Origin of the sequence: Spirosoma foliorum (genome assembly GCF_014117325.1) — a bacterium.
In the GTDB taxonomy this organism is placed as follows: domain Bacteria; phylum Bacteroidota; class Bacteroidia; order Cytophagales; family Spirosomataceae; genus Spirosoma; species Spirosoma foliorum.
Genome location: NZ_CP059732.1, coordinates 4395651 through 4419546 on the forward strand (window position 1 = coordinate 4395651; position 23896 = coordinate 4419546).

Genomic DNA, 23896 nt, shown 5'->3' on the forward strand with positions numbered 1-23896 from the left:
TAGTCGTCACATCGGCTAAAGTGAGTTTTTTCTTGACCTTATCCCGGTAATCATCTTCATGCACTAACAAATCTTTTATTCGTTCGGCATCAAAAATGCTTAAAATACACACCAGATCCAATTCAATAAAAAGAAGGACATAAATAGGTTACGTTTAAGGCTACTAGGTTTGCATACAATTGGGCCCATCGAATGACTTGGGACATTATGAATGTTCACCTTCATAAGCTTAATCCACACTTATGTCTTATTTCTACGATTACTATCAACGCGTTATATATTCTACTACTAGTGAACCAGTTGTAGGATTAAAATTAGTACTTGGCGGCACTGGTCTTGGCAAGACTACTGGTATAAAGGAAGTTATCCAACAACATCCTGTCGACGATCCTCGTCAATTTATGTATGTAACAAATCGAGTCCAGTTACTCGATGAAATGTTAAAATCAGTCCCATCGGCTATATATCTTAAGCGTGACGCTGAAAATCTAATAGATGTTCTTCTTAAAGAGGAGATTTATTTACTCCAGTTCTTCAATCATCCTATTGTAACCATTTATCTTGAGCAAATTAATGACGAGAAACCGGGTCAAATTAATCTGCCACTGTTACGTCAGTACACTGATTATCTAATAAAGGAGCCTGAATATGTTCGAAATAACCCGAATGATGAAGTTATTGCCCGTCGGGTTGGATACATTCTTCGTGCAGTTAAATTAGTCTTCTATCAGATACGTCAGGTTGAAACACTTGCTAAACAGCAGCGGCCGAAGAACAAAGAACAAATTAGTTTATGTCAGGAGCACTTTTCGCAACTAGTTCAATTAGAAATGATTGGAGAGTTATTCCCCTTTATTCGTTTTAAATATGGGAAAGACAAGAATGGCTCATCTCATAAGTTACTTCTCATAACAGTTCAGAAAGCATTTCATGGTTTTTTTGACGGAAAACGAATAGTGAATCTGGAAAACCTTAGTGCCGAAAATAATTCGGGAAAATATGTGCTCTTTTTGGATGAATTTGATTTCCTGGAAACGGATCTTGCCAATTTAATCTGTGCAGATAATGAAATTGCTAATCCATTTGATTTTGTCGAGTCATTCTACAGTCGCTTAAGGCGCAATAAATTACCCGTCACAAAATATTTACAAGACCGCATACTTCGTCGTCGCACGTTATATAAGCGACATAGCGAAGATGAGAGTATAGAACTTATCCGGGAAAGACCCCGTGGAGAAATTAGCCAGATTGTTGTTAATAGAGGCAAAGATCGACAAGTGATTTGGCAAAAAGAGGAGAAAGGAGAGTTTAAACGTACAATAAAAGTAGAGCATTCTTCTGAAGATAAGAATATTTTAGGAGTCAAACAATCCATTTCTATTCGTTATCGAATACGCCAGATTATCAAAAAAGTGGACAAACTGGCAGACCAGACTGCTCCTGTAAATCAACAAATCAATTTCCCCCAGATCAATCATTTCATTTGTACTGATAGAGCTATTCGAGGCAAGTCGATTTTTCAAACCAGTATAAGTATTGTGGCTAAACCAATCTATTTGGATGAGCGACGACGGGCCAACTCATTTAATCTTCACAGTGAGCGAACAGAGCAATCAAAATCTGCTTTTCATTTATTTCAGACAGTACGTTCAGCGGCTATTGATGTTCTTCGTTTACTTAAAGAAGTTAGCTTAAAGTATCCAAGCCTTTATCCAGAACTGGTGCGACAATGCTTTGGAGACTTATTCTATTCATCAGCTATTAATATGCTGAACACGATTCATCAGCAGCCACCAACTCGTCTTTCTGCTCCTACTGATTACGATAAACTTCATCAGAATGGGTTGAGCTTATATGAGATACAGAAAAATGTTAGTGCTGAAAGTGATAGGGAGGAAGTGGCATTTCGGCATTTGGCAGTCTATTTAACTCCTGAGCGAATCTTACGTAGTCTGATAAAGCATAATCTGGTATTTGGTTTATCGGCTACAGCTGACATTGATCGGCTTCTTCGGAACTTTGATGTTGAACGTTATCTCCGCCAACAAGATGGATTGGTTGTCTTCCCGTTTACAAATGAAGACGAAGATACCATCCGAAAAGCGAATGATGCCAAACAAAATGGATCGACGTATAATGAGGGGAGGAAAAACAGAATCGGCCTGGCATTGGCGGAGGAACTATCTAATGATCATTCAATAGCCAAGTTTTTAGACAATGTAGCTGAAACTAACGAAGCCATCTTCGATAAAGGCAATACACGTGCATACCGCCTAAAACGATTAAAACATTTCTTTTCTACATTATTATGGATAAAAGACACATTACGAAGAGATGATCCTGGTGGGTTAGCCAAGGACTCGCACCTCTTATTTTATCATACGTACAAGCATATTCAATTTCTCTTTAAGAACCAGGCTACCCGACAGTTATCAATACCTGATGAGCGAAGAGAACGGCACCTAGTCTACTCAATTAAAGAACTACCGAATAAAGAGACGGAGCGATTTTCTTACTATGAGCTAACGCTATACGACCAGTCGTTTATAGTTGTATTTTACGATTCGGCACTCGGCCGGACGCTTAACAAGATTGAAGAAAACAATTACGAAAAATTGTTTTGGGAACAAAAGCCAGTCATCGTCATAACACAGTATGCTTCGGCAGGTAATGGTATTAACCCGCAATACTATCCTGATTTAGATAGCAAAACTGCTGGTCCTAGTGCGTTAAAGGACTTCAAAAATATTCATCTGCTTGATAGTCCACATTTTTACTTTAGTGATACAAATCCTGACCAACTGCCTCAGGAAAATAATTCAATCATCAAGCGTAACGCATACAATCTAGCTAAATTATTTCATGCTGGAGCTATTAGTGAACGCGAAATCAAAAGCTATTTAGACAATATAAGACGCGGCAACTTCCTAAATGAGACGTACAAATCAACTGAGGATGGTATCTTAAATCAACTAGCCGTGTTCGTGCAAGCCATTGGGCGTATCGAGCGAGTTTGGTCTCAAATGGCAGATCAGACTATTAGGCTTGACCGTGACGTATATAAGGTGTTTGCACAGTTTGTTGGCGAAGATCGATTTGCTGAAGCGCTTATCAATCTGCGCAAACATTGTTCAAATAACGTTCGACTTTTACTCAAATATATAGAAGCATCGAAAGAGCAGATACATTATGAAATTGCCAACGTCATTGAGACAACACTTGGCAATCAGGAAAGTAGGTGCCGAACAAGTTTACAGCAATTTGTACGATTCAATCTAGAACAGTTTCGAGTTGGGAATTCGGCATTTAATGATGCTCGTGATGTTTGGGAGAACCTACGTCAGGTAGCTCTGAAACAAGATTTTTCCCACAAGCTTTTAGAACGATTCAGCGGTACGTTTCAAAGTAAGTATTTCTATAAAGGACGCTTGTTTTATGACAAGAATAGCCAAGTTATTCCATACCATCTGTGGAGTAATGACTTTATCGAATGGGAAATAAATTCGCTGTATTATCCAGTAATCGGCAACGACCTGTTACGGAAGCATTTCAATCGCCAAGGATTTCCAATGGAATTTTTAAATAGAGAGTACTTTTTTACGCCCTATTTCTGGCAAGCTATTCTGTCAGGAGTGATAGGTGAGGAAGCAATTCGTGTGCTATTAGCCCATGAATTAGGGGATAACATTTTTGAGGAAATTACTGACTCGTTATTTGAAATAGCAGATTTAAAGCTTCGAAACGTGCCGTTTTACGTGGATTGCAAAAACTACAGCGAGGCAACACTTCAGCAGTTTGAGCTTGAATCAGATGATCCCCTTGTAAATCCACGCTTTAAGTTAAGTCAATCTCATTTTCAGGCCAATGCACAGCGAAAATGGCATTTACTCCAGCGATATCATAAAACGAACCGGTGCAAGTTAATCTTTATCAACTTCATTGGCCATAGCGAACGTCTACTACATTATTTTGATCAAAACTGGCAGGAAACTAGTTTCGATCGTGCCCGATATGTTATTGTACAAGGCGTTCTTAATCGTGACGGCCAAAATCGTTACGAACACTATTGCAATGGTTTTAGACAGTTTATTACCGACTTACAAAACACCTTAACTAATTAATCAATGACAGCTATCCGCACAAATCACATTGTATTACACACCGACCTTTTTGATTTATCCCAATTGCTCAATCACTATCAAATCGTACGCTATACGATTCCCGACCCAAACGCTTTGTTTGAAAATGGGGTAGTTTTTCGAAATGAGCTAGGCCGCTTAAAGTACACAGATAAAGCTTACGCTATGTTGCAGAACCTTTTCAAAGAGCAGTTGGAGAGGCCTTATTATTATAATAGTCCAAACTTAACCTTACTGGTTATGTTTGATCGCAAAGACCAGGCACCAGCTCTTACAATTCCTTTCCTAAAGAATGAATCTATTAAGCCAACAATTCTTTCGACTGATGCAGTCGCCAATATAGCCTACCAACTAACGCCAGGCGGATACTCCCAACTACACCTATTAATGAAGTTGATGCTTGCAAAATTTCATTTTGACTACGACCGTCAGCATCTAATGTGTCAAGGGAAATTTTTTGTTTTCGGCAAAAAAGTCCTTATCAAGAAAAAAACACCGCATATTGTTGCTTTAGAACTCGGACTAAAGGATGACTACAAGCATAATAGAGACAATGATCCGAATAAGGAGTATGCTATTACGTTTGAGGCAACTTGCTTTTTAGAATATTACCAGGGATTTCAAAATGAGAAAGATGAGGATATTGCCTACCGCTACTATTACGAGTTAGTAACCGATAGTGGCGACTTAAAATATCTCCGACAGATCAAACGTGGAAGTGTAAAAGCCTACACTAGTCAAGGCTATGTCGAGCTAACCACTCCTATTCGAAGAAAACTTCAAGCTTCTGGCAAAACAGCTCCACGAGCAGATATGGCTTGGTTTGACGCATATCATCCTTTTGAAAGTCGAATGCCAATCCTCCACCAGTTCCAGAATTTATTTGTCGAATTTCTGAATGCGTGGGGATTATCGGCAAGTGTTAAAAGTGGGTTATTTCAACAGTATAGACCCCAGATTAAGCATTCTGATTTACGGTTAGATCTATTGAACAATATAAATTTGATAGACATTCGTGAAAATAAAAAGGATGTTGATGCTGAAAAATATGTCTCGTTCATGAATCAAGCGGCTTCATTTTTAGAAGATAGTTATAATAAAAGGCAAAAGTCTAAAGACCCTCGTACATTCAAATACTCATTTAACCTCGTCAACGAAACTGAGCTTAATAAAGATATTCCAACAATAGTATTATATGATTGTGCAAAAGAAGCGTATGAACTTAAAGCTGGTACGGACGGATTGCCAACAGGTCTATTATCACGCTTTAATCGCTCGGATGCTAAAAAAGCCTTTTATCAAAAATACCCAAACTTACCAAAGCATACGCTAAACGTCAATCCAAATTCGGTTAATGACTTTACTGATGTTCAGCGCTATTTGACATACGCCCCTTTAACCTGTCAGCTCATTAAGCCTGAGGGTAAAGAGAAGGAAAATGAAGCAAAAGAACAATGGAAATTCAGTCATGCTGACTATAAACACCGCCTTCAAGTGGTATTTAGCGAGTTATTTAAGAAATATTTTCTGGCTCAGGAATGGCCAGTGTATGATAAGCGCTATAATTTACCTTGTTTTCCTGAATTCGGATCGATAGCTAAAGATTTGGTATTTGTGTACAATTTTCAGTTTAATGAAGATGACAAGCATAGAATGCTGATGCATAGTCGTAATGGCAAGTTTGAGTTTATTGATTTAACAGTTTCTTCTCAAGGCGGTAATAAATTGCTGGAACCTCTCAATATTTCATTAGCTGATTTGGAAGTGTACTGCAACAATAAATATACGAAAGATAAAAAGGGAGATTTTGATAAAGCTGCTTTCATCATTGGTCCGAATCTATGCTTGGAGATTGAGCGTTTAGACGAAGTAATCCTATACGATTTTGACACTATTGGTGAGCAGAAGCGGTATGGAAAAGACTTAGTATATCATCAATACCTGTGGCATAATTTGACAGATGATATTTATTTTGTAGGCAGTCCTGATGCTTTTAATCGTACAAAACCGCAAAAAAATGCCTTTCATTTGTATAAGATACATAAGCATCGTTATGATGGTAATTTTGATCTCTCTTTACTGTATGAAGCCATGAGCGTAGAATTTGTGCGTAATCGGCAATATACTGTACTCCCTTACTTTTTTGATTTTATGCGGTTAATCAAGGAGTAAGTTTATTTCCCTGAATTTCACATTATGGATAAATGCCCATCATCAATTAGTTAAGCATGTTGCCACATTTCAATGCAATTTTCCCCCATTGTATGCATCCAGAATACCTTCGTTGAAAACTGTGGTTAGCTTAAGCTGCTAATAAGGTCTTCCAGGCCACTAAACCTTAAAATGTCAATATTTTAAGGTTTAGTGGCCTGGAAGACCTTATTTTTAAGTTACATTTACAACTAAACCTTAAAAACAGCCTTTTTTAATGCCTCCCAAGCCGCTTTATATAATCAATCCTGATCGGAATGTACCCTGGAATAGATTGCCGGAGCTTCCAATTCATCCAGATTTATATCGCACTGTTGCTATTTACGAACAATTGGGGTATGCAAAGGAAGCTCTTGGCCGTTTGCAGGGACGCAGCGTGGCCATCCCAAACCAAGGCTTACTGATTAATTCGATTAGCCTACAGGAGGCAAAAGCCTCTAGCGCTATTGAAAATATATTCACGACAGATGATGAATTATACCGGGCTTTTAGCGAAAGCACAACAGAACAGGCCACGGAGCCGACGAAAGAGGTGCTTCGCTACCGATAAGCGTTATGGAAAGGTTATCACTATCTCAAGAGTCAGGATGGCTTTACATTAGATTACTTTATCCAGACTTTTCAGGAAATCAAACAATCGGGCGAAGGCTTTCGACCCGCTTTCTCTTCCGTGTATATTCGGCAGGGAGGTAGTGGTTTAAACGCAGGTAAACCCGTTTATACTCCCCCACGAGGTCAAGGCGTGCTGGAGGCAAAACTAGCCAACTTAGTTACCTTCCAGAATGACGATAAAACGTATCGGATTGATCCTTTACTAAAGATGGCAATTGGCCACTTTCAGTTTGAGGCTATCCACCCATTTCGGGATGGGAATGGTCGAACCGGGCGTCTATTCAACATCCATTACCTAACCCAGAAAGGATTACTGGATTACCCCATTCTGTACCTAAGTCGCTATATAGTCGAACATAAAGAAGCTTATTACAACGCGCTGGCTGGGGTTTCACAACGGGGCGATTGGCAGGGGTGGCTACTGTATATGCTTAGAGCAGTAGAAGAAACAGCTGGTTTGACCTATGAAAAGATCAATCATATCATCGCTGCTCGTGATGCCGTATTATCAGTAATTACCAGCCAGAAAGGCATTAGTCGGCCCGATCAACTCACTCAGAAAATCTTTACACAGCCCGTAACTCGGGTTCGGCATCTAACTGAAGATCGAACTTACTCAGAGAATACGGCTCGGGATTATCTGAATAAATTAGTAGACGTAGGCGTTGTAGAGCGCAAAACAGTAGGTGGCCATCATTACTTTATCAATAGAGAACTGTATAGTATTTTGGCAGAGTAGCAAAAAAGAAAAGTCATTGTATCTTAACTCAATAGACAGTCGTCTTCGATATTGCATATATGGTATATCCACAAGTATAAAGAATGTGGCTAGAAGCAATGTCTACAATTCGGTTTAAGAACATACCAAAAAGTGCAAATTAAACCTAATAAGGGTAATTTAGCGCAGGCAACGACTTTACAACCGTGGACGTGCGTATTTATCAACGAAGGACCCGAACACTTGTATTCCCAAACCGCTATTAATTAACCTTAACTCATGCAGGCAACAACCGCACCTGGCAAATCGACGCCAGCTAGTTTTACCGAAAACAAATACCTCGTCACCCTCGTTTTTGTTACCTCTCTTTTCATGTTTTGGGGTATCGCCATTACCATGGGCGATGTCTTGAACAAACATTTTCAGCACGTTTTGAGCCTCACTAAAACGCAATCGGCTTTTGTCCAGTTTGCTATTTTTGGCGCTTATTTCGTAATGGGCATTCCGGCTGGCTTGTTCATGAAGCGGTTTGGCTACAAAAACGGTGTATTACTAGGGCTTGGGCTGTTTGCCACGGGCGCGTTTTTGTTTGTGCCTGCTGCAGCAGCTGTTTCCTTTACTTATTTTGGGATTGCTCTTTTCATTCTCGGTTGTGGCCTGTCTACCCTCGAAACGGTTGCTCACCCATTTGTAGCCTCCCTTGGCGACCAGCGTACCAGCGACCAGCGAATCAATTTCGCACAGGCGTTCAACGCCTTAGGAGCCATCATCGGACCAGCCATCGGGTCTTATTTTCTTTTACGCAACAATACCGAAGGAAGCACCGACCTAACGTCTGTGAAGACCTTATATATTGCCATCGGTAGTGTTATTGCAACCATTGCCATTCTTTTCTCTTTCGTAAAAGTCCCTGCTTTAACAGATCCTCATGCCGCAGTAGCCGATCCCGACGCAGCGAATGTCGACGTAGAGCCAGGAAAAACTCTTTTTCAACATACGCACTTCGTCTGGGCAGTAATTGCCCAGACGTTTAATGTGGCTGCACAGGGAGGAACCTGGGCATTTTTCATCAATTACGGTCATGAGAAAATGGGCTTCTCAGACGCAGTCGCAGGCAACTACATGGTGCTGTTTATGGGACTGATGTTAGTCGGACGTTTTGTCGGTACGTTCCTGATGCGGTTTGTAGCTCCCCATACCCTGCTGGCCATCTTTGCCGGGGCTAATATTCTGATGTGCCTCATCATTACGCAAAGTTTGGGCTGGCCTTCTTTCATTGCCCTGCTCATGCTGAATTTCTTCTTCAGCATCATGTTCCCAACCATTTTTAGTCTGGGTTTGAAAAATCTGGGATCGCATACGCAACAGGGAGCTTCCTTTATTTCAATGGGCGTAGCCGGTGGTGCAGTATTTCCATTTTTGATGGGTATGGCCGCGGAAAAAGATGTAGCCAATGCGTACTACCTGCCAATTATCTGTTACGCAGTGATTTTCCTTTTTGGAGCGAAGTTTTATAAGGTGAAGTAAGAACGCTCTTGCGAAAGTTTGTATCTGGAAGGGTATTCCAGGGGTATTTCAGACTATTTCTTTGTGGAATCTAACGTGGGCACCAAACAGAGACCAGCTGTTTGGTGCTTATTTTATCTTAAAATACATAAACCTGCCGCAAGCAGACAACCGATAGTTTTATGCAAACTGAATTGACCTCACCGGCCAGTGAAACCGTTTTTGAAAGCCGATATGCCAGCTCGCCCAACGAGGTAAAAGGAATGAATACCGACCAGTTACGACAGAATTTCCTCATCGAAAATCTGTTCGTTGCGAATCAGTTTCGTTGGACATTATCTTTCTTCGATCGTTACCTAACTGGTGGTATTATGCCCACTTCAGGGCAGGTAACGTTAGAAGCCCCCGATCAGCTCAAAGCGGCTTATTTCCTCGAACGTCGTGAGTTAGGTATCATTAACGTTGGTGGTTCAGGACAGGTAGTAGCCGATGGTACTACCTACGATTTAGAATACAAAGAGGCTCTTTATATTGGTCAGGGCACGAAAAGTGTTCAATTTAGCTCGCACGATGAAGCTAATCCGGCTAAATTCTACTTAAACTCTACGCCCGCAACTCACAGCTATCCCAGCCGGAAAATAGCTCGCTCGGAAGCAGAAGTTGTTGAATTGGGCAGCATGGAAACCGCTAACCACCGGGTGATTAATAAACTGCTGGTGAATAGCGTTTTACCAACCTGTCAATTACAAATGGGTATGACCGAGTTGAAAGCGGGTAGCGTTTGGAATACTATGCCCGCTCATACGCATGACCGGCGCATGGAAGTCTATTTTTACTTCGAAGTGCCGCAGGGTCAAAGTGTCTGTCATTTCATGGGGCAACCGCAGGAAACCCGCCATATCTGGATGCAAAACGAACAGGCGGTTATTTCGCCTAACTGGTCGATTCACTCCGGGGCTGGCACGTCGAATTATACGTTCATTTGGGGAATGGCCGGTGAAAACCTCGACTATGGCGATATGGATTTCTGCGCGATTACTGATTTAAAATAAAATGAGATTTTCGCTGGTATTAGGTGTTTTGATTGGTTTGTCGGGGAAGGCAATCAGTCAAAACGCCACACTTAACGTTACGAATCCGGGTAATAGGCCACTGATTCAATCAGTCGTTGAAATTCCCTGGGCAACGGTGACGAAAGCTTACCCCGCAATCGATACGGCTCAATTGCAGGTTGTTCTGGCAGGAAAAGAAGTACCTTATCAGCTTGAACATCGGGGAACAAAGGCCATTCAAAACCTACTTGTTCAGCTATCGGCTAGTCCTAAACAAACGATTCAACTAACCTTACGTCGAGGAAAGCCTGCCCCAATAGCGGCCAAAACATACTGCCGGTATGTACCCGAACGCTACGACGATTTTGCCTGGGAAAACGATAAGGTTGCTTTTCGCATCTATGGGGCGGCTCTCAACGGGCGTTCCGATAATGCCTATGGCTCCGACATCTGGGCCAAACGCACTGATGCGCTGATTCTTAACAAATGGTATAAGGGCGACGATTACCACAAGGATCATGGCGAAGGACTGGATTACTACCACGTTGGTCTGACGCTGGGCGCAGGCGACATCGGGGTTTTCCTCAACGACTCAATCCAGTTCATTCACAACTATCGTTCCTGGGAAGTACTGGACAATGGGCCACTGCGCTCTACCTTTCGGGTAAAGTTTGACCCTTATACATTCAAGGGCATTACTGTTAATGAGACCCGAACGGTATCGCTGGATGCAGGTTCTCAGTTAAGCAAGGTACTGGTCGCTATTATTCATACGGCTGCTCAGGCCTTACCTATGGTAGTCGGTATTACGTTACGACCCGAAGAAAGTCCATTACTGCTGGCCGAAAAAGAGGGAATTTTGGGGTATTGGGAACCGAAACACGGTGACGATGGTACCATTGGTGTCGGTTGTTTATTTACAACATCGCCGGTAACGATGATGCGTAACTATCAACATGGGTTGACTAAGTTGAGCGTTAAATCTGGCAATACTATTACCTATTACACGGGTGGTGCCTGGGACAAAGCTGGACAAATAACTTCCAGCGATGCCTGGTTTGCTTACCTTCGTCAGTATGCAGATCAACTGAAGCACAAGCCAGTCGTAAGAATTAATTAGTTTACTATTCCAGGTTCAATGTTTCATGTTCCAGTTGACTGACGTATGATGACATGAAACATTGAACCTGAAACAATAAATATACTCCCTTTGAACCCTATTCGTTAAACCATGCAAACCTATTGGGGTGTCGACTTAGGTGGCACCAAGATTGAAGGCGTTATTTTATCCGCTCCCTCTCCTGATGCGGTCATTATCCGCAAACGCATTGATACCGAGGCTCATTTAGGCTACGATCACATCGTGAGTCAGATTAGCAAACTAATTGACCTACTCAAAGCCGAAACGGGTATTCAACCCAAAAAAATCGGTTTTTGTACACCTGGTACCCTTGATCCAGAAACAGGTACGATGAAAAATTCGAACATGACCTGTATCAATGGAATGCCGTTTCCGGAAGACCTTGCCCGAACATTGGGTGTCCCTGTGGCAACAACCAACGATGCTAACTGCTTTGCCTTATCGGAAGCCACAATGGGCATTGTGCAGGATGTTATCCCGGATTATCGGATGGTGTTTGGCGTTATTCTGGGAACGGGTGTTGGTGGCGGTGTCGTTTTTCGTGGTCATGATGGTATCCCCGTTGTGCAGGGCGGTCGGCAGGGTATTGGGGGCGAATGGGGGCATAATATTCTGGAAGAAAACGGTTACCCCTGTTACTGTGGCAAACGAGGTTGTAACGAGCAGGTTATTTCCGGCCCAGCACTCCAACGATACTATCTGGAACAAAGTGGTGAAAACCGCAATCTGAAAGAAATTCTTGAGCGATATCATCAGGGTACCGACCCTCATGCCGCAGCCACCGTCGATCGGTTGCTGGAGTATTTTGGCCGGGCTATTTCTACCATTGTGAACATACTTGACCCCGACGCCATTGTACTCGGTGGGGGTGTCGGCAACATCGACCTACTGTACACGGAAGGTTTTGAGCGGGCAAAAAAATACGTATTTAACGATCGGCGGCTCAACACACTGTTTCTAAAACCAAAACTCGGCGACAGCGCGGGGGTATTCGGGGCCGCTCTGTTGGGCTAATAGACATCTTTACCAATCAATTATATCGCTAATTTGGGAATAGGTAACCTACCCGAATTAGCGATATAACTTTTAGCTACCGAATAGTAAAATTCAAAGACCAAGTTTGACAATAACAAACTATTTGCTTAAACTTTGTTACAAAACCACATCCAAAAGTTAAACAAAAAGGAAATATGGGACGTGCGCTCTACAAAAGTGATCTTCAATCAGTAGATCCTACCACCCATGCCACCATTCTGGCAAACTGGTTCGAAGCAGTAGCTGCTTTTTACAACCATTATAACAATCTGGCCCCTTGCGCTAATAAATATTACTTGCAGAAAGGCTTACGCTCCATAAAGAACAGAAACCCATTCCTTATTAATAAATTAAGGACACTGTTAAGTAAAATGAAGCAGGAGCTGAAAAGTTTACTTCTGGATTTAGAGCAAGCTGAGACAAATAATCTGGATAACTGTAAACAACTAGCTGCTCACACCCGCATTTTAAATCGATTGAATCGAGAAGCCGAAACGATGCGATTATTAACCTCTGCGGAGAGTGATAATTAGTACTTGTCCAATTTAGATTCTAGAGATTCTTTCGATTCTCATTGATTGTTTAGGTGTTGATTATCAATAGAATCCGATAGAATCAACCGTGTGGGCGAACCCAAGAATCCAGTTTGGTAAAGTACTAGTACTTTACCAATTTAGATTCTATAGTTTCTGTAGATTCTGATAATCAGGCATCTAGTATCAAAAGAATCTAGTAGAATAAAAAAAAACTATTTTGGAAGAGCACCAGTACCGTCAAGAACGAAGCTTATTGATTAGACATATACTGCAAAGGTCTAGCAGTTTTTGAGTTCTGCACTTTCCCAATTCCTGTCAGTCTTCTCCCTATTTCCAGCATCGGCATACTCCGTTGATTAACTTATTGTGCGAGAATAAAAGCGATGTCAAGGACTCCCTGTTAAGTTAACGTGCATTATGGATAATTAGCCCTATTTAAGATGCTGTTAGGCATTACATGTTTATAGCACTCAAAATGAACGCGTTTGGCCAGCATGCCGTAGGTATGCCATTGATTGATATTCAAATCATTTCTCTATAAACGTGCGATCCCTATGGGATCAGTCTATCCATAATTCACGTTAAGTCAAGCCGATTGAAGCATTGGTTTCGGTGCGATGACTTAAGTGCCTCACCTCGGTCGTTTGTCCGAAATTACAATAAAAGGATGGCGGATCTGTACCTTTTCTATAAACAGACCCTACAATAGCTAGCCTACCAATCACTAATAAATAGCAAACTGCAACAGCTGGTTATGCTTTTTACATTTCTAAGAGTCCACTAAACAGTTGTTTAGTTTTAATTCATACGTTACCTTTGCGTTACACACACAACGTTATGGAACAACAAGGCCAGGATACGGAGCAGAAGATTAAGGCGGCCGCCCGAAAGGTATTTTTAGAACAAGGGTATGAAGGGGCCAAAATCCGCCAGATTGCCAGAGAAGCTGGAGTGAATCTCGCTATGGTGAATTACTACTTTCGGAGTAAAGACCAATTGTTCAGGAGCATCTATCAGGATATTTTCCGCGAGTTTATGGGCCGAATGGCCATCTTACTGAATGAGGAAACGCCTTTGGAAGTCAAAATCTGGAAGATCGTTGATCGGTATACCGACTTCATTATGGAGAACCAGCAGCTTCCACTGCTCATATTAGCTGAGCAGCGAAAAGAGGGCCCCAGGTTCATGAAAGAGCTGAATGTCAAATCATTCATCAATGATTCGTATTTAAAAAAACAGCTTCAGGAGGAAGCAAAAAAGGGGCTTATTCGCGCCGTTGATCCGTTGCAAGTAATACTAACTATAATGGGGAATATTATTTTCCCCATCATGGCCCAGTCTATTGTCTGTTACGTAGGTGATATGGACGAAATCAGTTTTCGGCAGTTGATGGAAACTCGCAAAAAAATTATACCAGGCATGATTATGGCCTATCTGCGGGAGGGTCAATCGCTACCCTCGCAGCAGGAGCTGACGTAAGATTATTTTTTTACCCAGCAACTAAACAGGTGTTTAGAGCAGGTGTTTAGTTGATACATTTTCAGAGAAAGGCGAGTCGATAAAAATGGCCTGCAGGCCGTAGTTATATGAGACGACTATATGTTACTTTGTGTCTGACTACGCTAGTCATCCGTAGCGTGGCGCAACCAGTCCGATCCATCACACTGGAAGAATGCCAGACGTTAGCCCGGCACAACTACCCACTGATCCGGCAGCGGGTGCTTATTGAACAAAGCCGAGACTATTCGGTAGCGAATGCCGCCAAAGGCTACGTACCTCAACTAACGCTGTCGGGACAGGCTACTTACCAGAACCAAACCGTTGATTTTTCGGAATCACCCCTTGGCGCGCTGGCGGGTGGGATTGTATTGCCCAAGATCAGTAAAGATCAATACAAGGTGACGGCGCAGGTCGATCAATTGTTGTATGATGGGGGTGCCATCCAGACCACCAAAGCCCTCCGTCAGACAGATGCGTTGGTTCAGCAGCAAAATCTGGAAGTATCCCTCTACGCGCTACGCGATCGGGTGAACAACTTATTTTTTGGCATTGCTCTACTCAATGAACAACAGCAGTTAACGACCCTTCGGAAAGCCGATATTCAAAGTGGAATTAACCGGACCGAGGGTGCCCTGGCCAATGGAACCGCTTATCGTAGCAGCCTCAACGAACTGAAAGCTGAGTTGATTCGGGCCGATCAATCTACAACAGAAGCCAGAGCTACTCGTCGGGCTTATGTGGCTATGCTGGCTGCGCTCATACACCAGCCCCTTGACGAAAGCACCCAATTTATTCGACCTCAGGCACAGCCGCTGAGTTCAGCCATTAATCGGCCCGAACTCAGGCTGTATGATTACCAAAAGCAGCTTTACAACGTACAGGAAGAACAGCTACGCATTAACCTGCGCCCCAAAGTCAACGCCTTTTTCCAGGGAAACTACGGGCGACCAACTTTTAATATCATCAATAATCAGTTCGGTCTTTTCTGGATCGGAGGGCTTCGGTTCAACTGGGCGCTTAGCTCGCTTTATACCACCTTCCATACTGATCGGCAATTGCTGTCCATTAACCGATCTCAGGTTGATTTACAACGCGAAACGTTTCTGCTTAATACCAATCTATCACTCACCCAGCAACAGGGTGAAGTGCAGAAGTACGAAGAACTCATCGAACAGGATAATCAGATTGTTGAACTCCGGACCTCGGTGAAACAGTCGGCCAATGCCCAGTTGCAAAATGGCGTCATTACCACCCGCGATTACATTAGTCAGGTCAATGCCGAGAACGAAGCCCGGCAAACCTTGCTCTTACACCAGATTCAACGGCTACAGGCTCAATATAACCATAACACCACCGCTGGCCTTTCATCTACGGACAATCCATGAAAACGCTACCCTTCTTGACTTTTCTGGCAGCTACCCTAATCACGGCCTGCCAAAATAACGAGCCTGATTATGATGCATCAGGCAATTTTGAAGCCGACGAAATCATTGTGTCGGCTCAGCAAAATGGTCAGATTCTGACATTCACACCCAACGAAGGCGACCGATTAAAGGCCGGCGCTACTCTGGGGCAGATCGACGTAACTACGGCCAAATTGCAGAAGCAGCAAGCGCAGGCTTCTGCTTCTGCAATGAATCAACGGACTACTAGCGTAGTCCCCCAAGTGGAACTGACGCGCCGACAAGAGGCCGTACAGCAGGCCCAATTGGCACAATTGCGCCGGGAGCAGACCCGTACCGAGAATCTGATCAAAGCTGATGCCGCTACGCAAAAACAACTCGACGACATCAACGCCCAAATTGATCAGCTAGAAAAACAACTCGCCGTTACCCGTCAGCAGATTCGGGTGGAGAAAACCAACAACGCGTCCCAGAATCGGGGTGTCCTGAGTGAGCGTGGCTCCATTGAAAAACTGGTTGAGCAGTACGACGTTCAGATTCAGAAGGGGCAGATTATTAACCCGGTCACGGGCACGGTGCTAACTAAATATGCCTTTGCGGGCGAGATGGCGACCATTGGCAAACCCCTTTACCGAATTGCCAATACCGATACGTTGACCCTAAGGGCGTACTTCACCGGTTCACAATTGCCGACGATACAGATTGACCAGCCCGTCAGGGTGCGAATTGATAACGGACAGCAGGGTTACAAGGAGTATGCGGGTCAGATTACCTGGATTTCCGATAAATCTGAATTTACGCCTAAAACCATCCAGACCAAAGATGAACGGGCCAATCTGGTTTATGCCACCAAGATCCGGGTCAGGAATGATGGTTATCTCAAGATCGGCATGTATGGAGAAGTGTTGTTAGATGGCACAAAATCCAAGCCAGCGAAATGAGTACAGGAGCCGTCACGATCACCCATATCACGAAGACCTACGGGGACGCAAAAGAGTGCATTACGGCCCTCGACGACGTGTCCTTTGGTGTCGAACCGGGTGAGTTGTTTGGCCTGATTGGAGCCGACGGAGCCGGTAAAACGACTCTGTTCCACATTCTAACAACGTTGCTGCTGGCCGACAAAGGAACGGCTACGGTCGATGGTTATGATGTGGTTACGGATTATCAGGCTATCCGCAACACGGTTGGTTATATGCCCGGCCGATTTTCCCTCTATCAGGACCTGACGGTTGAAGAAAACCTGACCTTCTTTGCCACACTATTTGGCACGACGGTGAAGCAGAATTACGACCTTATCAAAGATATCTACGAACAGATTGAGCCGTTCAAAACTCGTCGGGCCGGGAAATTGTCGGGAGGAATGAAGCAAAAGTTGGCGCTTTGCTGTGCGCTTATCCATAAGCCGACCGTCTTGTTTCTGGATGAGCCAACTACGGGCGTCGATGTGGTTTCGCGCCGGGAGTTCTGGGAGATGCTCAAACGGCTAAAACAACAGGGCATCACTATTTTAGTATCTACACCTTACATGGACGAGGCCACCCTCTGCGAGCGGATTGCCCTGATCCAGACGGGTAAGCTTCTGTCCATCGATACACCCCAGGCCATCATCGACGCCTATCCAGGCCAGTTATTTGCGCTCAAAGCGGACTCCATACCGCGTCTGTTGGCCGATGTTCGGCAATTCGATTCGGTGCGCAATGCGTATGCATTTGGGGAGTATCTGCACCTGGTTTTTAAGCAGGATATTCCTCAAAATGTTGATCTGTTACGGGCGTATCTGCACCAGAAAGGCCACACCAATCTGGAGATAAAACCCGTTACGCCGACCATTGAAGACCGGTTCATTGATCTGATGGCCAATCCTACGTAAATGGACAATGTATAATGAATAATGGTCAATCAGTGAACATCCAACATTGTACATTTTAAATTATACAGTTTACATCATCTCAGCTTTTATCGTTATGCCAGCCATCGACAAAGCCATATCCTGCCAGCAACTGACCAAGCAATTTGGCGATTTTGTGGCCGTCGATAAGATAACCTTCGATGTAAATCCCGGCGAAATCTTCGGTTTCCTGGGAGCCAATGGTGCCGGAAAAACAACCGCCATGCGTATGCTTTGCGGCCTTTCGTATCCTAGCTCGGGGCAGGCTCAGGTAGCGGGTTTTGATGTCTATCGGCAGCAGGAAGCCATCAAGAAAAACATCGGCTACATGAGCCAGAAGTTTTCGCTCTACGAAAATCTGACTATTCTGGAGAACATCGAATTTTTCGGGGGTGTTTATGGCCTCTCGGATCGGGACTTAAAAAACCGGGGGAACGAATTGATCCAGACGCTGGGCTTGCAGAGTGAAGCGAAAAAGATGGTCGGCAGTTTGCCGTTGGGCTGGAAACAAAAACTGGCCTTTTCAGTCGCCATCATCCATAATCCCAGAATTGTTTTTCTGGACGAACCCACGGGCGGTGTAGACCCGATTACTCGCCGTCAGTTCTGGGATTTGATTTACGCGGCTGCCGAGCGGGGCATTACCATCTTCGTAACGACCCACTACATGGACGAAGCGGAATACTGCAACCGGATTTCGATCATGGTCGATGGCCGAATGGAAGCGCTGGATTCGCCGGGCAATCTAAAAAAACAGTTTTCCACGGATTCCATGGATGACGTATTCTATCAACTCGCCCGACGCGCCAAACGCAGCGGAGACTAAACCAACCAAGCGGCATGAAACAGTTACTGGTGTTCATCCGAAAAGAGTTTTACCATGTTTTTCGGGACCGGCGTACGTTGCTGATTCTGTTTGGCCTGCCTACGGCCCAGATTCTGCTATTTGGGTATGCGCTTAGCAGCGAAGTCAAAAACATCAATCTGGCTGTAATCGATTTTGCTCGTGATCAGGCATCGCAGCAGCTTATCGGCCAGGTTGGAGCCAGTCGGTATTTTCACCTTCAGCCTTCGCTGATGGACTACAAGACAATGAATACGGCCTTTCGGCGCGGTACCATCCGGGCTGCCCTGATCATTCCCGCCCACTTTGCCGACGATATCGGACACGTCGGTAAAGCGCAGGTGCAGATTATTGCCGACGGTTCGGACCCCAATACGGCTACTACCATTATCAATTACCTGACGGGTATTATTGGCGGTTACCAACAGAAGTTTACCACGGCAGCCGCTTTGCCGTATCAGATTGTCACTCAGACCCGAATGTTGTATAACCCCGAAATGAACGGGTCGCTGAATTTCATCCCAGGCGTAATGGCCCTGATTTTGATGATTGTTTGTACAACGCTTACTTCTGTGTCGGTGGTGCGGGAAAAAGAACAGGGCACCATGGAAATCCTGCTGGTATCACCTTTTAAACCGATTCTGGTGCTGGTGTCCAAAGCCGTTCCGTATCTGGTGCTGTCGATGCTGGATTTGATTTTGATTCTGCTACTGGCGGTTTATGTGCTCGATGTACCGATTCACGGCAGTATCGCCCTGGTGCTGGCCGAAAGCGCGTTGTTTATTGTTTGCTGCCTGTCGTTGGGGCTATTGATTTCCAATGTCGCTACCACCCAGCAAACGGCCATGCTGATGTCGATGATGGGTATGATGTTACCAACTATACTGTTAACGGGCTTCATGTTTCCCCTGGAAAATCTGCCCATTTTCCTGCAGTGGGTTTCCCATATTATTCCGTCCCGCTATTATTACCTGATTGTCAAAGCGGTGATGTTAAAAGGATTAGGTATTGAAGCCGTCTGGAAAGAAACGCTCATTTTAGCCGGCATGACGCTGGCATTGCTGGGCATTAGCCTCAAAAACTTTAACATCCGACTGGCATGAGAATCCTCAAATTCATATTGCGTAAGGAGTTCCGGCAGATTTTCCGGGATCGCAGTATTCTGGCAATGATCTTTGCCCTGCCAACGATACAACTGATCATCATGCCGCTGGCGGCTAATTTTGAGGTAAAAGGGATAAATCTGGCGATTGTGGATCATGACCACAGTTCCTATTCTCAGCAACTGATTTCCAAAATTGGCTCATCGGGTTATTTCCAACTCATTGCGAGTCCTCAGTCCTATAAGCAGGCACTGAAATTGGTAGAAGACAACGAGACTGATGTAATCATGGAAATTCCGGCAGGTTTTGAGCGGAATCTGGTTCGCGAAGGCGCGCAACTGCTTTTCCTATCGGTAGATGCCATCAACGGAACTAAAGCCAGTTTGGGTGGGGCATATTTGAGTCAGATCATCACCGATTTTAACAGCGCGATTCGACTAGAATGGGGGCAGCCAGATCGCTTTACAACCGGTCCGCCAATTGCCGTAACATCCAGTAGCTGGTTCAATCCTGCCGCTGACTATCATTTTTTTATGGTGCCCGGCATCCTGGTGCTCCTGCTGACGATGGTGGGGGGATTTTTATCGGCGCTCAACATCGTACGGGAAAAAGAAATTGGCACCATCGAACAAATCAATGTCACCCCGATTCAAAAGTGGCAGTTTATTCTGGGGAAGATGATCCCATTCTGGGTATTGGGTATGGTCGTCTTCACCGTCGGGCTGATCATTGCCCGGCTTATTTACGGAATCGTGCCTAGTGGTAGTCTGGCCACCCTGTATTTGTTTGCGGGGATATACCTGATCGCCATTCTGGGGTTTGGCTTGTTGGTGTCAACTTACAGTGATACGCAGGTTCAGGCCATGTTTGTCGCCTTCTTCTTCATGATGATCTTTATTCTGATGAGTGGGCTCTTCACATCCATCGACAGCATGCCTGCCTGGGCACGAGCAATTGCTCAATTAATACCCGTTACCCATTTCATCGAAGTCATGCGGATGATCATCCTGAAAGGCAGCGGACTGGCCGATGTCAGCCGTCAACTGCTTTATGAGGTAGGCTTTGCTGTGTTCTTAAATGGCTGGGCAATCTGGAATTACCGAAAAACCAGCTAAGTTTATTTAAACGAATGGACAATGAAAAATTTACTAGTTGAAGTTGTTTGAACTTTCCCTTTTATAGAAAAATCTAGCCTATTTTTTGTCATCCCGACGCCAGGAGGGATCTCAAGCTTGACTAATATGGAAATTTGAGATCCCTCCTGGCGTCGGGATGACAAAAAAACACAAACCTCAGTTAGATGATGAAAGTTTAGACAGCTTTATTATCAACCAATTAGCCATTATTCATTTTACATTTTCCATTTACTTATCTGACGATCAACATAGTTTACAGAATAGACAGTTTGATTAGGCATTTCTCAATCGCTACTAATAATTCATTTTAATGGATTGAATAAGGCTACGTTCGTTTTGGGTACCTGATACACTCACGCCAATACGTGGTGCCCGGTCCCAGCGCGGCACAAACGATCCGTACAGCGGATTTGCCTTTAAAAGTTGATTTGGCACGCTATCCACGCCATAACTGAATGTATAAAACTGACCAGCGCCGGTATGTACCTGTAAATTAACCAAAGGTGCCGTTTCGGGTATTGTCGTCGTTTCGAGCACAGTGCGCACACCATCTTTCACCTGCCAAAGCTCCAACGCACCTTTCCGGGCTCCCAGGCCAAGCCCATTCGCAGCATCACCATAGAGGCAGATACTTTGCAGTACATCAGCTTTCGGCTTAATGCTGGCCGAGAACGTATAGGTTCCTCTTTTAACAACCAAACCGAGAAAGCTTCCAATTGGATTCGAGGCTGTATTGGCTAGCTGCAACTGACCTTCCTTAACGGTAAAGGTTGGCTTCGGCAAGCTAACATCCCATACCCACGGAGCGTCGGCATTTGCGTTTTTGAAATCAACCGATAAACTCGTTACACTGCTCTGGCTAGCACCCAATGGCGACTCTGCCGTAACAGGCGTTGTGGTACCATACCGGAAACTTGGCCACTGGGTTTTATCATTCCAGACTAATTCGCTCAAAACACCCTGCCGCCCAACCGAGGTAAAGTCGATTCCATTGTAGGCATGGTGTAGATAAAAATAGCGATTATCTGGCGTAGTCACTACCGTTCCATGACCAGGGCATTTCCAGGCCGAGTTACTAACTAAAACCGGGTTCCCAGCATACTTTTCCCACGGCCCCTGTAGCTTTTCGACCCGAGCCAGGCCAACCTGGTAATTACAGCGGGCACCACAGCAGGCATTGCCCGAATAGGTCATGTAAAAATAACGACCATGTTTAAAAATAGCCTGCCCTTCTAAACCTCCACCCTCCCAGTTGTTCGGATCAGCGGTCAGTAGTGTAGTTGCTTTACCGGTCACTTTGAGTCCATTGTCAGAGAGTTCGGCCCCCAATAGCTCAATCAACTTACCCTTATCTAAACCGTAGGCTTTCCAGGTAATGTACAACTTTCCCTGATCTTCTATCACAAACGCGTCAATGGCTTCGCTGGTCCATTCGATCAGTAGGCCGTGATCGGTGAAGCCTTTGCGCAGGTCACGAGTAGAAGCAACACCGATATACGAGCGCTTGTCCGATTTTCGACGGGCGGTATAATAAACGAAGTAGGTTCCATTCCGGTAGAACAGCTCCGGGGCCCAATAACTGCCCATTGTCCAGGCTGGCGGAGTTTGAAAAACAGGCCCCATATAGGTCCAATTGACCAGATCAGTTGACGTGTAAATTGGATACGCAGGCCCCCACTCCGACGAAGTACCCACGGCATAGTAGGTATTACCAACTCGAATAACGGACGGGTCGGCAAAGTCGCCTGCAATGACCGGGTTTCGATACGTAGTGGCTGTTTTGGGCGATTGAACAGACTGTGCCAAACAATTGGCAATGAACAGACTAGCAACAAGGGCAGTAAAAACAATTCTCATTATGAACTAATTATGGCTTTAAAATTGTACCGTCGCTTTTACGAACAGTCCATCGGAATTTTGTACCAATCGGATATTTGGCGGCTTCTTTTTCGTTACTATCAATGCTTAAACCGGGCGAGTCGCTTATTTCCTAAAGCGTCGCTATCGGTAGCATCTACCGGTATTTGCCAGTATTTCAATATGCACGTGGTTATGCTGACTGGCACAGCCACGCGCATAGAGTCGTCGATTCGAGTGATACATACGAAAGTCCTGAAATGATAAAAGCCCGCATGACACGTCATGACGGGCTTTCCAATCAGTTAACTTTACTTAGCTATACGCATATTCACGAGTACAGATTTGGTGCATCCGCTCCCGGCTTCGCCGTAGACGCATCTTAACCGCACATCCTTTAATGCTGTATAACCGGGCAATTTCCTCGACAGTTAAACCGTCTTCGTATTTCAGTTGCAACAAGGCCCGATCCTTCGCCGATAGCGTTTGCATCGCCTGTCTAACCAGTTGAACCAGTTCATCTTCCAGCTGATTAGCCTCTAATGCTGGTACTTCCTGTTTCAACAGGTTATCTAAGGAATCGACCTGGAGTCGCTTGGCCAGCCGGAGCTGGTCTGAACAGTAGTTATACGAAATGGCATAGAGCCAGGTCGAGAAACTAGATCGTTGCTGAAAGGCATCCAACTTGGAAAACACCTTCAAAAAAATGTCGTGCGTAAAATCCTGGGCTAGTTCATGATTGCGGGTCATGGACAAACACCGACGGTATACTTTGTTAAAGTACCGTTTGTAAAGCATGTCGAAACATTGCCTGGGCTCGCTGGTAAAAAGCTGAAGAATAACCTCCTCGTCTGTGCATAAAGTGGTCATAATTAGTAGGTTCAATATATGTAAACATCATTTATGGGTTCTATTTAGAGGTACATACACATTCCCATCAGATCGACAGACGCTGCCTAAGACATTGGTACTGGCGAGTCCTACTAGTCTCGCCCTCTCAGGCTGGCACAAAGAAAAGGTCAGGGAATATTTATACAATCTGGCCAATCAGTGACCTGATTTTGTTAGCAAAATACAAAAAACTAGAGAATCTCAGCTGTTCTGCGTCAGAAATGGCTGAACATGGTAAACTATATACGTAATTTTATTTAATGGGCCAATTTTCTAGACTCATGTGCTCTATTCTTCTCTTTAATTGGCTACTTTATCTTC

19 protein-coding genes are annotated in these 23896 nt (G+C 44.3%); 17 read left to right on the forward strand and 2 right to left on the reverse strand.

Annotation, left to right across the window (positions count from 1 at the left end):
* Window positions 1-242: 242 nt before the first annotated feature.
* The 16 genes from H3H32_RS18740 to H3H32_RS18810 all read left to right on the forward strand — a co-directional run bounded on the left by H3H32_RS18740 (window position 243) and on the right by H3H32_RS18810 (window position 20806).
* Window positions 243-4121 carry a hypothetical protein gene (locus tag H3H32_RS18740; protein WP_182464173.1) on the forward strand — a complete coding sequence of 1293 codons (3879 nt, stop codon included), beginning with the start codon at window positions 243-245 and terminating at the stop codon, window positions 4119-4121.
* Window positions 4122-4124: 3 nt separating this feature from the next.
* Entirely contained in the window at window positions 4125-6311 is a 2187-nt protein-coding gene (locus H3H32_RS18745) for a hypothetical protein (protein WP_182464174.1), read from the forward strand.
* A gap of 256 nt (window positions 6312-6567) precedes the next feature.
* Window positions 6568-6900, forward strand: a complete 333-nt coding sequence (locus H3H32_RS37555) for a Fic/DOC family N-terminal domain-containing protein (protein ID WP_240543814.1) — start codon at window positions 6568-6570, stop codon at window positions 6898-6900.
* Between the two features lie 120 nt (window positions 6901-7020).
* Window positions 7021-7701, forward strand: a complete 681-nt coding sequence (locus tag H3H32_RS37560) for a Fic family protein (protein ID WP_240543815.1) — start codon at window positions 7021-7023, stop codon at window positions 7699-7701.
* A gap of 258 nt (window positions 7702-7959) precedes the next feature.
* Window positions 7960-9207: an L-fucose:H+ symporter permease gene (gene fucP / locus H3H32_RS18755; RefSeq protein WP_182464175.1), complete on the forward strand. Its 1248-nt coding sequence runs from the start codon at window positions 7960-7962 to the stop codon at window positions 9205-9207.
* Between the two features lie 161 nt (window positions 9208-9368).
* Complete coding sequence (gene kduI / locus H3H32_RS18760; protein ID WP_182464176.1) at window positions 9369-10238, forward strand: 5-dehydro-4-deoxy-D-glucuronate isomerase; 870 nt, start codon at window positions 9369-9371, stop codon at window positions 10236-10238.
* A gap of 1 nt (window position 10239) precedes the next feature.
* The gene (locus H3H32_RS18765; protein WP_182464177.1) at window positions 10240-11358 is read left to right on the forward strand and encodes a BT3233 family polysaccharide utilization protein; all 1119 of its coding nucleotides are present in this window, start codon (window positions 10240-10242) and stop codon (window positions 11356-11358) included.
* A 111-nt stretch (window positions 11359-11469) separates the two neighbouring features.
* On the forward strand, window positions 11470-12393 hold the full coding sequence (locus tag H3H32_RS18770; protein ID WP_182464178.1) for an ROK family protein: 924 nt from the start codon (window positions 11470-11472) through the stop codon (window positions 12391-12393).
* Window positions 12394-12569: 176 nt separating this feature from the next.
* Window positions 12570-12947 (forward strand): hypothetical protein, encoded by a 378-nt coding sequence (locus H3H32_RS18775; protein ID WP_182464179.1) that lies wholly within the window; start codon window positions 12570-12572, stop codon window positions 12945-12947.
* Window positions 12948-13787: 840 nt separating this feature from the next.
* The gene (locus H3H32_RS18780) at window positions 13788-14429 is read left to right on the forward strand and encodes a TetR/AcrR family transcriptional regulator (protein ID WP_182464180.1); all 642 of its coding nucleotides are present in this window, start codon (window positions 13788-13790) and stop codon (window positions 14427-14429) included.
* 107 nt (window positions 14430-14536) lie between these two features.
* On the forward strand, window positions 14537-15835 hold the full coding sequence (locus tag H3H32_RS18785; RefSeq protein ID WP_182464181.1) for a TolC family protein: 1299 nt from the start codon (window positions 14537-14539) through the stop codon (window positions 15833-15835).
* Complete coding sequence (locus H3H32_RS18790) at window positions 15832-16794, forward strand: HlyD family secretion protein (protein WP_182464182.1); 963 nt, start codon at window positions 15832-15834, stop codon at window positions 16792-16794. Before H3H32_RS18785 ends, H3H32_RS18790 begins: the two co-directional genes overlap by 4 nt.
* Window positions 16791-17726: an ABC transporter ATP-binding protein gene (locus H3H32_RS18795; RefSeq protein ID WP_182464183.1), complete on the forward strand. Its 936-nt coding sequence runs from the start codon at window positions 16791-16793 to the stop codon at window positions 17724-17726. Before H3H32_RS18790 ends, H3H32_RS18795 begins: the two co-directional genes overlap by 4 nt.
* A 94-nt stretch (window positions 17727-17820) precedes the next feature.
* Window positions 17821-18570: an ABC transporter ATP-binding protein gene (locus tag H3H32_RS18800; RefSeq protein ID WP_182464184.1), complete on the forward strand. Its 750-nt coding sequence runs from the start codon at window positions 17821-17823 to the stop codon at window positions 18568-18570.
* Window positions 18571-18584: 14 nt separating this feature from the next.
* Window positions 18585-19691, forward strand: coding sequence for an ABC transporter permease (locus H3H32_RS18805; protein WP_182464185.1), 1107 nt, complete (start codon window positions 18585-18587; stop codon window positions 19689-19691).
* Window positions 19688-20806, forward strand: coding sequence for an ABC transporter permease (locus H3H32_RS18810; RefSeq protein ID WP_182464186.1), 1119 nt, complete (start codon window positions 19688-19690; stop codon window positions 20804-20806). The genes H3H32_RS18805 and H3H32_RS18810 overlap by 4 nt, the downstream gene beginning before the upstream one ends.
* 315 nt (window positions 20807-21121) lie before the next feature.
* On the opposite strand, the gene H3H32_RS18815 is transcribed toward H3H32_RS18810, so the two are convergent.
* The gene (locus H3H32_RS18815) at window positions 21122-22684 is read right to left on the reverse strand and encodes a glycoside hydrolase family 43 protein (protein WP_182464187.1); all 1563 of its coding nucleotides are present in this window, start codon (window positions 22682-22684) and stop codon (window positions 21122-21124) included.
* A gap of 12 nt (window positions 22685-22696) precedes the next feature.
* Between H3H32_RS18815 and H3H32_RS18820 the strand changes: the two genes are divergently transcribed.
* The gene (locus tag H3H32_RS18820) at window positions 22697-22948 is read left to right on the forward strand and encodes a hypothetical protein (protein ID WP_182464188.1); all 252 of its coding nucleotides are present in this window, start codon (window positions 22697-22699) and stop codon (window positions 22946-22948) included.
* Window positions 22949-22999: 51 nt separating this feature from the next.
* Here the strand turns inward: H3H32_RS18820 and H3H32_RS18825 are convergent, their stop codons facing one another.
* Entirely contained in the window at window positions 23000-23554 is a 555-nt protein-coding gene (locus H3H32_RS18825; RefSeq protein ID WP_182464189.1) for an RNA polymerase sigma factor, read from the reverse strand.
* Window positions 23555-23896 lie beyond the last annotated feature (342 nt).

Bases quoted from the DNA above. Each gene is read 5' to 3' on its own strand.
- H3H32_RS18740 (WP_182464173.1), top strand. From the start codon at position 243: ATGTCTTATTTCTACGATTACTATCAACGCGTTATATATTCTACTACT.
- H3H32_RS18745 (WP_182464174.1), top strand. From the start codon at position 4,125: ATGACAGCTATCCGCACAAATCACATTGTATTACACACCGACCTTTTT.
- H3H32_RS37555 (WP_240543814.1), top strand. From the start codon at position 6,568: ATGCCTCCCAAGCCGCTTTATATAATCAATCCTGATCGGAATGTACCC.
- fucP (WP_182464175.1), top strand. From the start codon at position 7,960: ATGCAGGCAACAACCGCACCTGGCAAATCGACGCCAGCTAGTTTTACC.
- kduI (WP_182464176.1), top strand. From the start codon at position 9,369: ATGCAAACTGAATTGACCTCACCGGCCAGTGAAACCGTTTTTGAAAGC.
- H3H32_RS18765 (WP_182464177.1), top strand. From the start codon at position 10,240: ATGAGATTTTCGCTGGTATTAGGTGTTTTGATTGGTTTGTCGGGGAAG.
- H3H32_RS18770 (WP_182464178.1), top strand. From the start codon at position 11,470: ATGCAAACCTATTGGGGTGTCGACTTAGGTGGCACCAAGATTGAAGGC.
- H3H32_RS18775 (WP_182464179.1), top strand. From the start codon at position 12,570: ATGGGACGTGCGCTCTACAAAAGTGATCTTCAATCAGTAGATCCTACC.
- H3H32_RS18780 (WP_182464180.1), top strand. From the start codon at position 13,788: ATGGAACAACAAGGCCAGGATACGGAGCAGAAGATTAAGGCGGCCGCC.
- H3H32_RS18785 (WP_182464181.1), top strand. From the start codon at position 14,537: ATGAGACGACTATATGTTACTTTGTGTCTGACTACGCTAGTCATCCGT.
- H3H32_RS18790 (WP_182464182.1), top strand. From the start codon at position 15,832: ATGAAAACGCTACCCTTCTTGACTTTTCTGGCAGCTACCCTAATCACG.
- H3H32_RS18795 (WP_182464183.1), top strand. From the start codon at position 16,791: ATGAGTACAGGAGCCGTCACGATCACCCATATCACGAAGACCTACGGG.
- H3H32_RS18800 (WP_182464184.1), top strand. From the start codon at position 17,821: ATGCCAGCCATCGACAAAGCCATATCCTGCCAGCAACTGACCAAGCAA.
- H3H32_RS18805 (WP_182464185.1), top strand. From the start codon at position 18,585: ATGAAACAGTTACTGGTGTTCATCCGAAAAGAGTTTTACCATGTTTTT.
- H3H32_RS18810 (WP_182464186.1), top strand. From the start codon at position 19,688: ATGAGAATCCTCAAATTCATATTGCGTAAGGAGTTCCGGCAGATTTTC.
- H3H32_RS18815 (WP_182464187.1), bottom strand. From the start codon at position 22,684: ATGAGAATTGTTTTTACTGCCCTTGTTGCTAGTCTGTTCATTGCCAAT.
- H3H32_RS18820 (WP_182464188.1), top strand. From the start codon at position 22,697: ATGGCTTTAAAATTGTACCGTCGCTTTTACGAACAGTCCATCGGAATT.
- H3H32_RS18825 (WP_182464189.1), bottom strand. From the start codon at position 23,554: ATGACCACTTTATGCACAGACGAGGAGGTTATTCTTCAGCTTTTTACC.